Raw genomic sequence first — 12630 nt, forward strand, 5'->3', positions numbered from 1 at the left:
ATGACGGCTTTTGAATTCGCGGCGCACGGTTGTACTCTTGGTATTGGCGGCACTGTTGACCGGTTGCGGAACATCGCCACCGCGTTCACCGGAAAACCTCTGCGAGATTTTCCGCGAAAAAAGTGATTGGTACGACGCGGCGCAAGTCACGCAAAAGCGCTGGGGCGTACCGATCCAGGTGCCGTTTGCGATCATGTATCAGGAGTCCGGCTACCGCTACGACGCCAAGACGCCGCGCAAATACCTGCTGTGGGTGATCCCATGGGGTCGCGTCACGACAGCCTCGGGTTATGCGCAGGCCAAGGATGAAGTCTGGTCCGACTACCAGAAAAGCACCGGCCGATATGGCGCCGACCGCGAGGACTTCGACGACGCCATCGACTTCGTCGGCTGGTACATGGACAAGACCACCTCGATCAACGGCGTGTACAAGTACGACGCCTACAACCAATACCTCAATTACCACGAAGGCTGGGGCGGTTTCCGCCAGAAGACCTACGCCAGCAAGGCGTGGCTGCCGCCGGTGGCGCGCAAGGTGCAGAACCGCTCGGACATGTACGGTCAGCAATACGCGGCGTGCAAGGATGATCTGAATCGCGGGTTCTGGAGCCGGTTCTGGCATTGGCTCTGATCCTCAGCGCTCTTAAGGACGCCATCGCGAGCAAGTCGAATCGTCGCACCGTCGCTCCCACAGGTTTCCTCGGTGCTCACGAAATTGTGGTCACCAAGGAAACCTGTGGGAGCTGGCTTGCCAGCGATGGCGTCAGCTCAGACACCGCCAACCGATGGGTTACAACACCGAAAAGTTGTAACTCACAATCAAACGGGTCTCATCCACATCCCGGGCAAACTTCTCGTAGTTGGTGCGGTAAGTCGCATTACGCAACCGCAGGCTGACATCCTTGAACGTCCCGGTCTGGATCACGTACTTCAACTCGCTGTCGCGTTCCCACTCTTTGCCTTCCTGATCGCTGCCCGGGACCTTGATGTGATCGCCGTTCACGTAGCGGGTCAGGAAACTCAAGCCGTTGATGCCGATCGCCTTGAAGTCATAGTCGTAACGCAACTGCCAGGAACGTTCCTGGGCGGCGGCGAAGTCGTTGACCTGCACGTAGTTCACCAGATACGGGTTGCTGCCATCCAGATACGGCATCGAGTTGTCACCGTTCATACGCTGCCAGCCAGCGCTGAAGGTGTGACCGCTGATGCCGTAAGACAGCATGCCGCTCAACGCGCGGTTGTCGATTGAGCCCGCTTTCGCATCGCCGCTGTCGGCGCTTTTCAGCAAACGCAGATCGGCTTTCAGCACACCGTCACCCAGCGGCTGATTGGCCAACAGACCCACGAAGTGCTGGCGATAGATGTCTTCCAGCTCGGCGTAGTGGTACTGCGCGGTCAGGCGATCGTTGATCTTGTAGTCGAAGCCGTACATGTCGAAATGATCGGCGGTGGTGTTGCAGGCATAGCGCTTGTTCTTGCAGTGCACGCGGATGTCTTGCGAATCGGTCGAATCCCGCGCGGTGTACTTGTCCAGACGCGCGGCCATGAAGGTCAGGTCCTTCACCTCTTTGGAAGTCAGCATCGCACCGTTGAACATCGTCGGCAGCAGGCGACCGTCGTTGTACTTGAGCAGCGGCAGATCCGGCAGCAGCGCGCCGTATTTCAGCACCGTATCCGAGACTTTGACCTTGGCGGTCAGGCCCATCTTCGCGTACTGACCTTTCGAACCGCGCGGGTCGCCGCCGCTGGACGGCAACAGGCCGCTGTTGCTGCGGTCCGGGCTGGAATCGAGCTGGAAACCCGCCATGCCCAGCGCATCGATACCAAAACCGACGGTGCCTTCGGTGTAGCCCGATTGCAGATTGAGAATGAAACCCTGCGCCGACTCTTCGCGCTTGGACGCGCCCTGATCACTGGAGGTGTGCCCGTCACGGAAATCGCGGTTGAAGTACACCGTGCGCGACTCGATCTTCGCCGTGGTGTCTTCAAAAAAACCGCTGGCCTGGACCTGCGCGGTAAAACCGGCGCACAGCACAAAGGCTCCGAAGCCAAGCGACTGGCGCGGGGTGATGAGGGGAAATGGGGGACGCATTGAAAACTCCAACAGAACAACGATTGCGCACAGGCGCAAACAACCAGAAATAGCTCCCGTCCCGGACCAGTGAAGAACCGGGAGGCAGTGAACACGCGGGGGTGAACGGCAATGATGGCAGATGGCTTTGACGTGCTACAGGCGACTTTAGTCTGAAACTGACTGGTTGTTCCCGGACGCGGTATTCGGTGTTCGCGACAGATTGGTCCGTCCGCAAGTGCCTGTTTTACTGGGCCAAACCGTGGGCCTAAGGGTTTTCCCTATGGGTTCTGACCACTGCCTCTACGGCATTTGCGCCTTGAACGAGGCGGTTTAATCCTGCACCATCCGCCCACGCTAATCCAAAGGACGGAAAACAAGGCATGCTGGACGCCAACGCTACCCACATTACCCTCACGCTCGAAGGCGCCTCCGCCGACCTGCAAGTCCTCAGCTTCACCGGTCGCGAAGCCCTCAACGAGCCGTTCCGTTTCGACCTCGAACTGGTCAGCGCCCGTCCCGACCTCAACCTTGAAGAACTCCTGCACAAGCCTGCCTGCCTGACCTTCGGCGCCACTGGCGAGGGCAAGATTCATGGTCTGGTGTATCGCATCGAGCAAGGCGATTCCGGCAAGACCCTGACCCGCTACAGCCTGAGCCTGGTACCGCAACTGGCCTACCTGCGGCACAACCATGACCAGCAGATCTTCCAGCAACTGACGGTGCCGAAGATCATCGCCTGCGTTCTGGAAGATCGCGGCATCCTGGCCAACGCCTACAGCTTCCAGCTCGGCGCCGAATACCCGGAACGCGACTACTGCGTGCAGTACGACGAATCCGACCTGCATTTCATCCAGCGCCTGTGCGAAGAGGAAGGCATTCACTTTCACTTCCAGCACAGCAGCAGCGGCCACAAACTGGTGTTCGGCGATGACCAGACCGTGTTCCGCAAACTGAAACCGGTCAACTACCAGCAAGACTCCGGCATGACCGCCGACAAACCGGTGATCAAGCGCTTCAACCTGCGCCTGGAAACCCGCACCAGCCGCGTCAGCCGCCGCGATCACGATTTCGAGAAACCAAAGATCCTGCCCGAAGGCGCGGCCAAATCCGCGTTCATGCCGGACCTGGAAGACTACGACTACCCCGGCCGTTTCACCACGCGCGAGCGCGGCAAGTTCCTCTCGACCCGAGCGCTGGAGCGCCACCGCAGCGACTACAAACTCGCCGAAGGCAAGGGTGACGAACCGACCCTGACGACCGGCCATTTCATGACCCTGGCCGAACACCCGCGCGCCGAATGGAACGATATGTGGCTGCTGCTGGAAATCTTCCACGAAGGCAAACAGCCGCAAGTGCTGGGCGAAAACGTCACCAGCGACGTCACCGACAACAAGAGCGATTTCCACCAGGGCTACCGCAACAGCTTCGTGGCCACCCCGTGGGACGCCCACTACCGCCCTGCCCTCGAGCACCCGAAACCGAAAGCCCTCGGCAGCCAGACCGCGATCGTCACCGGCCCCGCCGGCGAGGAAATCCACTGCGACCAGTACGGCCGCGTGAAAGTGCAATTCCACTGGGACCGAGAAGGCCAGGCCGACGACAAGACCACCTGCTGGCTGCGCGTCGCCAGCGGCTGGGCCGGCGCAGCCTACGGTGGCATCGCCATTCCACGGATCGGCATGGAAGTGCTGGTGACCTTCCTCGAAGGCGACCCCGACCAGCCATTGGTGACCGGCTGCCTGTACCACAAGGAAAACGTCGTCCCCTACGACTTGCCGGCGAACAAGACCCGCAGCACCTTCAAAACCCTGAGTTCACCGGGCGGCAAGGGCTACAACGAGTTCCGTATCGAAGACAAGAAAGGCGTCGAGCAGATCTACATCCACGCCCAGCGCGACTGGGACGAAAACATCGAGCACGACCAGAAGATCCGCGTCGGCAACGAACGGCATGACACCGTCGAAGCCAATGTTTTAAGTGAATTCAAGGTCGAGGAACACCGCATCACCCACTTGGATCGCAAGAGCGAAATGCGCGCCAACGATCACCTGACTGTCGGCGTGACCCAACATGTGAAGGTCGGCACCGGGCAGTTCGTTGAGGCTGGTACGGAGATTCATTACCACGCCGGCGACAAGGTCGTGATCGAGGGTGGCATGGAACTGACGGCCAAGGCTGGCGGCAGTTTCGTCAAGGTCGATGCGGGTGGCGTGACCATCAGTGGTGCAGAGGTGAAGGCCAACACCGGCGGCGCGCCGGGCGCCGGCACCGGGATCGCGATTCTACCGCCGGTCATTCCAGCACCGGCCGCCAACGACAAGCCTGGCACCGTTGTTTCGCCGAAGCAGGTTGTGAAGTCGGCTTGATGCGCAACGCAGTCATCGCGGCTGGACTCATCGCATCAAGCCTTCATGTCTTTGCCGATCAGCCACCGTTCACGACGGTGGCTGAGTGTAATCTCGCCGGCTCCGACAGCAGAGTGTCCCTGCTGCGGGGCCATCCCCTCTCCGACTCTCACGTTTACAAAATCAGTCAGAAACACGAAACCAGATTCTTGTATGCGGATGCCGACGCGTCTAATGGCAGCCGTGTCGATTGGCAGTGCGTGTCTATAGGCAACGACGTGAATGTCTTGCTGATTACCGGCGAGTTCAGCTCCAACTACCAACAAGGCATCTTGTTCTTTCGAGATACAAGCGACAGACGGATACACCGTGTGGAGTTTGCCGAAAGGAACCGTCCTCGCTGGGTATTGAGCGGCTCGAAAAGCCCTCAAGTGATATTCGAGAACGTCGGACATGAAAGCGTCCACAAGTACCTGATTTACGGTCCGTCGGATGCTTACCTCGAAACGGATGAGCTGCCCGTTCCTGCAACCGGCGAATCGCTGATTGAGCTGAAACCTTACCCGTAGTCGCTGAGGTTTTTTCTTCAACGGGGGACCATCGCGTCCCCCGTTGAACGCTGGTGAAACGTCAGACCGGTGCGGTCCAGTTCAACATTTTCTGCTGCGCAACCTGAAGCAAATCACTGCCATCCTGCGTCAGCAGGTACAGCGCATGGGTGATGTGGGGGATGTCCTGGACGTCGGCGTGTTTGAAGCACAGGCAGTGCAGGGTTTCGAGCAGGTCGCTGGCGGCGCGGATGCGTTGCACGGCGGCTTCGAAGAGGTCTTTCGGGTTGGCTTGGGTGTCGATGACCAGCGGCGCGCTGTCGGTGACGCCGCTGTTGAGTGGGAGATAGCGGGCGGAGCTTGGTTTCAGGATTGGCATTGTCATTACTCGATAGGCTTCAATGACCCGCCGACACCGTGACCAAACGATGGGAGGCGGACTGTATGCAAGGCTTGGTCAACTGAGAAACCCGATCAGCTCGCCCGAAGGCGCCCCTGCACACAGCCGCCACAGCAATGTACTCCGAAGACGTGAGTGTCCGCGGCGCGAATCATGGCACAGATGTGTCGAGTTTTTCAGGTGACCAAACCTAAGCCGCTGATTTTGCAGCGACGCCAAACCATAACCGCCCCACTCCAGCCCCCGAAAGCAGACAAGGCATCCACCCTTGTAGGAATCCGCCGAGTCTCCCCCGCGAAACAATCCCCGCCCAGACAGCCGGCGTTCAGCCCGGTTAACCATCGCTTAACGCCGCGGTCAAAAACTCTACTGAACCGCACACCCTCAGCCCCAGGCTGACGCCGAGTGCGGCAGGTTTGGCTGGCAATCCGCCAAACTCCATTTCCGTCGCACCGGAGTCCATCATGAACATTCGTCCGTTCCTGCTCACCACCGCCCTCGCCTGCACCGCGTTTGCCGGGCTGGCCCAGGCCAATGACACCTCCAAGGCTGTTCCCTATGAATACGGCATGCCGCTGCATGTCGCCAAAGTGGTTTCCCTGACCGAGCCGCAGACGCAGGAGTGCAAGGTCATCACCGCCGACATGAAGTACCTCGACAGCACCGGGAAACCGGAAGAAATCAGTTACCGGAAATTATCTGACGCGTGCAGCTTCCAGAACTGACAGAAAGCTCTGATTTGCGGCTTTGCGGTAGGCGAGCACGGGTCTCGAAGAGTATGCTCGGGGCCCTCCTCACTGCCGCAAGGATTCGCCATGCAGTTGTCGTTTCGCACGCTCTCGACCATCACCTTTTCCCTGTGTTTTCTGCTGTCCCTGGCATGGGGTCTGGCGCCACAGATGTTGCTGGCGATCTGGAGCATCGAGTATTCGGAGGCAGCCGGATTCGTCGCACGGCGCAGCGCAGTGCTGTTTGCAGCGTTAGGAGTGATGTTTTATCTGGTACGCAACGCGCCGGTGTCGATCGCGCGCAATGCGCTGAGCAACGGCTTTATCGTCGGCTGTTTTGGCCTGGCGGTGCTGGGGTTTGCTGAATGGCTCAACGGCCACGCCGGCCCCGGGATTCTGCTCGCGGTGCTGGTCGAGTTCGCGCTGGGCCTTGGCTTCTTGCAGGCCCGGCGCGTGACGGTCGAACTGGGTGAAACAGTCGGTTAGACGACTCGGGATCGCGGCACTGAATGATGGATTGCCGTTTGTTGCGCAAGATCCGAGCGCAATCCGGCGATCAGGCCGTTGATTTCGCGACAGCTGTTCAAATGACTGGCATCAATGCCACTCACCTGCAACTCAACCTGATCGGTCTGGTGATCGCCATACACCTTGACGGTCATCGACAGATCCGGGGACAGCGTGCATTGGCAGCGTTTCGGTAGAAAACTGCTTTCTATGATGTTGCGGAGTTCCAAGGCAGACAGAAACATGGCGAAACCTCTCCTTACTGTGAGACTGCCAATCAAGTATTCACGTCGACCGTTGCCACGGCTTCCCACGGGTGTATCCCCGCTGAATCCCTGGGTGTGACAAGCGGCTGTACTGCGAAATGCCCATTGGAGTGTAGGCGCCCGAACTCGGTGCGCCGCACCAAATCAACGCATAAAACGTGCCTTTCATCAGGTTGCATTCACCTCCTTGCAAATCAAAGGCTTGGAAAAAAGGCAGGCCACTGGCCAGTTGCAAAATGCAAGATTCGATTGTGCAGGCACTGCAATTTGCATGCGGCTGGCGGTTTGCATTCATCGCCCTTGGCAGTGAGAATGCCCGTCAACCAACGTACACCCGCCAGGAGGCTTCAATGGGAAATTTCACTGTTTACGCGACCGCCGGCCTGATGCTCGCCAGCCTGTCCACCCTCACCCACGCCGCCAAACTTGAAGACACCGCGCCTTATCCGAAGGCCGAAGCGGGCTTCACTCGCCAAGTCATCCACCTGCCGCAGCAGGCCCAGGAAGAAAACTTCAAAGTCGAAATCCTCGCTGGCAAGACCCTCGAAGTCGACTGCAACCGCCAACGCCTGGGCGGCACCCTCGAAGAGAAAAACCTCGAAGGCTGGGGTTATCCGTTCTACCGCCTGGAAAAAGTCAGCGGCCCGATGAGCACGCTGATGGCCTGCCCGCCCGGCACCCAGAAAAAACGCGCATTCGTGCCGGTGATCGGTGACGGTTTCACCGTGCGCTACAACAGCAAGCTGCCGATCGTGATCTACGCACCGCAGGACGTCGAAGTGCGCTTCCGCATCTGGTCGGCCTCGGACAAGGTTGGCGTGGCCATTCCCGAGTAACTTCAAGCCACAACGCCGCACGCCGCCGCTCGCTCGGCGACATGGCGCAAGCTGTCGAAATTGATATTGGCGCCAGAATTGATGGCGATGAACGTCTGATTCCGTGCGCCGGTTTGCGCCACGTACTGTTTGATGCCCGCGACCGCTAATGCACCTGAAGGCTCGGTGATCGAGCGGGTATCGTCGTAGATATTCTTGATCGCCGCACAGAGCTCATCGTTGCTGACGGTAATGACCTCATCCACGCAGAAGCGGCAAACCTCGAACCCGTAAGCGCCGATCTGCGCCACCGCCACGCCATCGGTGAAAGTGCCCACGTTGGGCAACACCACTCGCTCATCCGCTTGCAGGGCAGCTTTCAGGCAGGCCGAGTGCTCCGACTCGACACCGATGATCCGCACCTCCGGTCGCAGGTATTTCACATACGCCGCGATGCCGGCGATCAACCCGCCACCGCCCACTGGGACGAAGATCGCATCCAGTGCGCCCTGATGCTCGCGCAGGATTTTCATCGCAACCGTGCCCTGGCCAGCGATCACATCTGGATCGTCGAAAGGCGAAACGAACGTTCGCCCAGTCTGCTCAGCCAGTTGCAGCGCGTGGGCCAGGGCAAAGGGAAAGCTTTCACCATGCAATAGCGCCTCAGCCCCGCGACTGCTGACCCCCAGCACTTTCAACTCAGGCGTGGTTGCCGGCATCACAATGGTCGCGGCAATGCCCAGTTCCCGCGCCGCCAGCGCTACGCCTTGCGCATGATTGCCCGCCGACGCCGTGATCACGCCGCGCGCCTTCTGCTCGTCGCTCAACTGCACCAGCTTGTTGTAGGCACCACGGATCTTGAAGGAGAACGTCGGTTGCAGGTCTTCGCGTTTGAGCAGGATCCGGTTGCCCAGCGCTTCGGACAGCGCCGGCGCCGGTTGCAGCGGCGTGCGCACCGCCAGTTCATACACCGGCGCGGCGAGGATCTTTTTCACGTACTGCTCAAGCAGGGCTTGCTGGGCGGGGCTGTAGCGCATGGTCGTCTCCTGACGTTTGATTCAGAACCCCGGAGACAGAAAATGAAAACCCGCCTCTAGGGCGGGTTGGGTGCTGCAGTCGTGAGCTAGCCCGCCAAATGAGGAATGGCGGTAATAATGCTTGGCTGGCAGCGCAGTACGGTGGAAGTCATGGCCCCGAAATTAGCCCGGGCGCTGCTGGCAAGTCAATGGCGAATTCTGTTTTCATTTCGCCAGACGCCTGAGCCCGAACAGCATCCCGCCCGCCCCCAGCAGCATCGCCGCCAGGAACAACGGGTACGACACCCACCACGGCGTGCCGGCGGTCATCATGCTGAATTCCGACATGCCGCCGATGCTCGCAATCAGGTTGAGCGGCAGGAACACCACGTTGATCAGTGTCAGTTTGCGCAGCAGGTTGTTCATGCTGTTGTTCATCAGGTTGCCCCGGGCGTCGATCAGCCCGGAGAACACCGTCGAATAGATTTCCGCCTGCTTGTAGCACTGGTTGTTTTCGATGATCAGGTCGTCGATCAGGCCGATGGCTTCGCTGCCGAAATGCTGTTTTTCCGCGTGATTGCGCAACCGCGTCAGCACCGCGCCGTTGCTGTGCAGGGCGTTGATGTAATAGATCAGGCTCTCGCTGAGGTTGAACATCTGCACCAGATGCTGGTTTTGCATCGAGGCGTTGAATTTCTGCTGCAACTCCCGGGCGACCAGTTTGATCACCTTCAGATGCCCGAGGTAGTGATGGATGTTGTTGAACAGCAGATCCAGCAACACGTCCATCGGCGTGTTCAGTGGCTGACGTGTGCCGACACCGTGCAGCGGCGTGTCGTCCGTGGCGATCACCAGCAACTGGCCCGGTGAGAACAGCAATCCGCAGGACGACACCTCGAACGCCAGGCTGCCGCCGCCGGAATAATTCTCCGGGCGTTTCCAGATCAGAAACAAGTGATCGGGGTGAAACTCGATCCGCGACACCTCGTCCGGATCCAGCGCCGAGGCCAGCGCGTGTTCATCGAGTTTGAAGTGACTGTGCAGCAAGTCGCGCTCGGCGGCGTCGGGGTCGCTGAACAGCATCACCTTGGCGTCCAGTCGCTCGACCCGCTGCAAACCGCCGTGATTCAGTGCAAAGCTGTTGATCATCGGCCGGTCACCAGGCCTGCCCGCGGCGTTTGAGTTCGAGACGCCGCACGAATTCTTCCAGCACCAGCGAATACAGGTCGTCCTGCAAATAAGCGTCTTCGATGCCGGCGTCGAGGTTCGGGTTGTCGTTGACCTCGATTACCACCACCTTGTCGCCGGCCTGTTTCAGGTCAACACCGTACAAGCCGTCGCCGATCAGGTTGGCGGTCTTCACCGCCAGTTCCACCACCGCGCGCGGCGCTTCGTGAATCGCCAGCGTGCGGCATTCGCCGTTGACGTCCTGGCCCTTGGCCTTGTGGTTGTAGATCTGCCAATGGCCCTTGGACATGAAGTACTGGCAGGCGAAGATCGGTTTGCGGTTGAGCACGCCGATGCGCCAGTCGTACTCGGTGTAGAAAAACTCCTGGGCCAGCAACAGCACCGAATGTTCGAACAGCTCGGCGGTGGCTTCCAGCAGGGCCTCTTGGCTCTCGACCTTGATCACGCCACGGGAGAAACAGCCATCCGGGATCTTCAGTACCAGCGGAAAACCGAGGCGCTCGCCGACCCGTTCGAAGTCTTCGGGTCGCTCCTTGTACAGGATTTCCGTAGCCGGCATGCCCAGTTGATGGCTGTTGAGCAGGTCGGTGAGGTAGACCTTGTTGGTGCAGCGCAGGATCGACGTCGGGTCGTCCATCACCACCAGACCTTCGCTTTCGGCCTTCTTGGCGAAGCGATAAGTGTGGTTGTCGACGCTGGTGGTCTCGCGGATCAGCAGGCCGTCGTACTCGGCCAGCCTTGCGTAGTCCTTGCGTTCGATCAGCTCGACATCGATGCCCATGCCCTTGCCGACCCGCACAAAGTTTTCCAGTGCGCGGGCGTTGGACGGCGGCAACGCCTCCTGCGGATCGTGCAGGATCGCCAGATCATAACGCGCCACTTGCGGCGAACGCGGTACGCGCCAGATCTTGCGGCTGAAACCGTCCAGCGCATTGGCGAACTGATCTTCCTGATCGTCACGCAACTTGTGCAAGGCACCGGACTTTATGCCTTCGATATGCCATCCGTTAGTTCTGCGAAACTCAACTAACAGAATCGGGCACGGAAATACTTCAAACAATTGCCGGGCCAGATCCTGCAACGGCTCGATATGGGTTTTGCCGAAATAAAGTGTCAGCGTAAAACCTTCGGTATCGCTGTAAAGATGATGACTGAGGGCTTTTTCCAGGGTTTTATCCAGGTCATCCAGCGCCAGACCGTAAAGGGATTTTCGCGTCAGTTCGCTGATGGTGCGCACCGAAGGAATCACCTTGTGCCCGCGCGCTTCAGCCAGCAGCGAGCAGTAATAACCGTGCCCCAGATACTTGTAGCTGCGGCACAGGTTGATCACCTGCACCCGTTTTCCCGGCTCGCTGTCGGGTGGTTGTTCAAGGTATTCCTGGGCCGTCAGGATGTCTTCGCTGGGGAAATACGAGGCCCAGTCTTCCTTGCGTTCGACGATGATCAACACTTGACTGGAAGTCCTGATCTGCGGTTTTAAATAAGTTGCCGGTGGCAAATTTTGACTGGATACTTCGCGCCAATGACCCTGTACCGCTGACATAGAAATTGATCCGTTGGAGAACAAGACCTTTTCTATTAAGCACGAAGTTTTTCGAAAGTCCCGTTTCGTTACGCAACTTTTACGGTGGTCATATGAATGCTGTTTTTCGCCTGGCGGTGGTTGAAGATTTGCCAGCGTTGCTCACGCTGGAGATGCACTGTTTCACCACGGATCGGCTCACCCGCCGCAGTTTCCAATGGATGATCACCCGGGCCAACGGGCAATTGTGGGTGGCCGAACGTGAGGGCCAACTCGCCGGTTATGCGTTGGTGCTGTTTCATCGCGGCACCTCGCTGGCCCGACTGTATTCCATTGCGATTGCCCCCGAGGCGCGCGGCGGCGGTCTGGGCAAGCAATTGCTGCAACGGATCGAGACCTGTGCGCTCGATCACGACTGCGCCTACCTGCGGCTGGAAGTGCGCACCGACAACCCCACCGCCATCGCCCTGTACGAGCGCAACGGTTACCGACGCTTTGCCTTGATCCATGACTACTACGAGGATCACGCCGACGCACTGCGTCTGGAGAAACGCATTCTCCAGCACCGCGACTCACGCAACATCAAGGTCCCCTATTACCGACAAACTACCGACTTCACCTGCGGCCCGGCCTGCCTGCTGATGGCCATGGGTGCGTTGCAGGCCGATCGTTTGCTGGAGCGGCGCGAGGAATTGCAGTTGTGGCGCGAGGCAACCACGGTGTTCATGACGGCTGGCCATGGCGGTTGCAGCCCGCAAGGTCTGGCACTGGCAGCCTGGCGCCGGGGTTTCAAAGTGCGTTTGCAACTGAGCATGAGCGGGCCGCTGTTTCTCGATGGCGTGCGCGATGCGCATAAAAAAGACGTCATGCGCCTGGTCCATGACGAGTTCATGGCGCAACTGAACGACACAGACGTCGATCAGGTCATTGGCGTAACGCTGGACTTGCCCGCATTGCTGACCAACGGCGGTCAGCCCCTGGTGCTGATCAGCAGCTATCGCCTGACCCGGTCCAAATCGCCGCACTGGGTGATCGTCACCGACTGCGATGAAGACTTCGTCTACCTGCACGACCCGGATGTCGATCACAGCCAGCATCGTCAGCCCATGGACTGCCAGCACGTGCCGGTCAGCCATGGGGAGTTCGAGAAGATGTGCCGCTTCGGTCGTGGCAAGTTGCGGGCGGCGGTGGTGCTTTACGCCCGCTCGCCCGCATGACGCA

The 12630-nt window shown here is 59.3% G+C and carries 13 protein-coding genes and 1 pseudogene; 7 read left to right on the top strand and 7 right to left on the bottom strand.

Going from position 1 to position 12630, the window contains the following annotated elements:
- The first annotated feature begins 10 nt into the window (after positions 1–10).
- Entirely contained in the window at positions 11–631 is a 621-nt protein-coding gene (locus CAF74_RS06565; protein ID WP_085745753.1) for a hypothetical protein, read from the top strand.
- 159 nt (positions 632–790) lie between these two features.
- Here the strand turns inward: CAF74_RS06565 and CAF74_RS06570 are convergent, their stop codons facing one another.
- The gene (locus CAF74_RS06570) at positions 791–2092 is read right to left on the bottom strand and encodes an OprD family porin (protein ID WP_085745754.1); all 1302 of its coding nucleotides are present in this window, start codon (positions 2090–2092) and stop codon (positions 791–793) included.
- A 362-nt stretch (positions 2093–2454) separates the two neighbouring features.
- On the opposite strand from CAF74_RS06570, the gene CAF74_RS06575 reads away from it, so the two are divergent.
- Together CAF74_RS06575 and CAF74_RS06580 are read left to right on the top strand one after the other, a co-directional pair.
- Positions 2455–4440 (top strand): type VI secretion system tip protein VgrG, encoded by a 1986-nt coding sequence (locus tag CAF74_RS06575; protein ID WP_085745755.1) that lies wholly within the window; start codon positions 2455–2457, stop codon positions 4438–4440.
- A complete protein-coding gene (locus CAF74_RS06580) occupies positions 4440–4988 on the top strand; it encodes a hypothetical protein (protein WP_085745756.1) in 549 nt (182 codons plus the stop codon). The genes CAF74_RS06575 and CAF74_RS06580 overlap by 1 nt, the downstream gene beginning before the upstream one ends.
- Positions 4989–5049: 61 nt before the next feature.
- Here the strand turns inward: CAF74_RS06580 and CAF74_RS06585 are convergent, their stop codons facing one another.
- Together CAF74_RS06585 and CAF74_RS29220 are read right to left on the bottom strand one after the other, a co-directional pair.
- The gene (locus CAF74_RS06585) at positions 5050–5346 is read right to left on the bottom strand and encodes a hypothetical protein (RefSeq protein ID WP_085745757.1); all 297 of its coding nucleotides are present in this window, start codon (positions 5344–5346) and stop codon (positions 5050–5052) included.
- Between the two features lie 355 nt (positions 5347–5701).
- Positions 5702–5839, bottom strand: a complete 138-nt coding sequence (locus tag CAF74_RS29220) for a hypothetical protein (protein ID WP_176240475.1) — start codon at positions 5837–5839, stop codon at positions 5702–5704.
- Between CAF74_RS29220 and CAF74_RS06595 the strand changes: the two genes are divergently transcribed.
- Positions 5832–6092 (top strand): DUF2790 domain-containing protein, encoded by a 261-nt coding sequence (locus tag CAF74_RS06595; protein ID WP_085745758.1) that lies wholly within the window; start codon positions 5832–5834, stop codon positions 6090–6092. The genes CAF74_RS29220 and CAF74_RS06595 overlap by 8 nt on opposite strands.
- Before the next feature lie 90 nt (positions 6093–6182).
- Positions 6183–6581 (top strand): hypothetical protein, encoded by a 399-nt coding sequence (locus tag CAF74_RS06600; RefSeq protein ID WP_085745759.1) that lies wholly within the window; start codon positions 6183–6185, stop codon positions 6579–6581.
- Here CAF74_RS06600 and CAF74_RS06605 read toward each other — a convergent pair.
- Positions 6578–6847: a DUF1652 domain-containing protein gene (locus CAF74_RS06605; protein ID WP_085745760.1), complete on the bottom strand. Its 270-nt coding sequence runs from the start codon at positions 6845–6847 to the stop codon at positions 6578–6580. The genes CAF74_RS06600 and CAF74_RS06605 overlap by 4 nt on opposite strands.
- Positions 6848–7218: 371 nt before the next feature.
- Between CAF74_RS06605 and eco the strand changes: the two genes are divergently transcribed.
- Positions 7219–7704: a serine protease inhibitor ecotin gene (eco, locus tag CAF74_RS06610; protein ID WP_085745761.1), complete on the top strand. Its 486-nt coding sequence runs from the start codon at positions 7219–7221 to the stop codon at positions 7702–7704.
- 26 nt (positions 7705–7730) lie between these two features.
- Here the strand turns inward: eco and ilvA are convergent.
- The 3 genes and pseudogenes from ilvA to CAF74_RS06625 form a co-directional block, all read right to left on the bottom strand.
- A pseudogene (gene ilvA / locus CAF74_RS06615) lies at positions 7731–8720 on the bottom strand (threonine ammonia-lyase, biosynthetic); the annotation flags it as partial.
- Positions 8721–8924: 204 nt separating this feature from the next.
- Positions 8925–9848, bottom strand: a complete 924-nt coding sequence (locus tag CAF74_RS06620; RefSeq protein ID WP_085745763.1) for a magnesium transporter CorA family protein — start codon at positions 9846–9848, stop codon at positions 8925–8927.
- Positions 9849–9855: 7 nt separating this feature from the next.
- Positions 9856–11430 carry a RimK family protein gene (locus tag CAF74_RS06625; RefSeq protein WP_085745764.1) on the bottom strand — a complete coding sequence of 525 codons (1575 nt, stop codon included), beginning with the start codon at positions 11428–11430 and terminating at the stop codon, positions 9856–9858.
- 92 nt (positions 11431–11522) lie between these two features.
- Between CAF74_RS06625 and CAF74_RS06630 the strand changes: the two genes are divergently transcribed.
- Positions 11523–12626 carry a GNAT family N-acetyltransferase/peptidase C39 family protein gene (locus CAF74_RS06630; RefSeq protein ID WP_085745765.1) on the top strand — a complete coding sequence of 368 codons (1104 nt, stop codon included), beginning with the start codon at positions 11523–11525 and terminating at the stop codon, positions 12624–12626.
- Positions 12627–12630 lie beyond the last annotated feature (4 nt).

The sequence above is a fragment of the Pseudomonas sp. R45(2017) genome (assembly GCF_002112305.1).
In the GTDB taxonomy this organism is placed as follows: Bacteria; Pseudomonadota; Gammaproteobacteria; order Pseudomonadales; family Pseudomonadaceae; genus Aquipseudomonas; species Aquipseudomonas paraglycinae.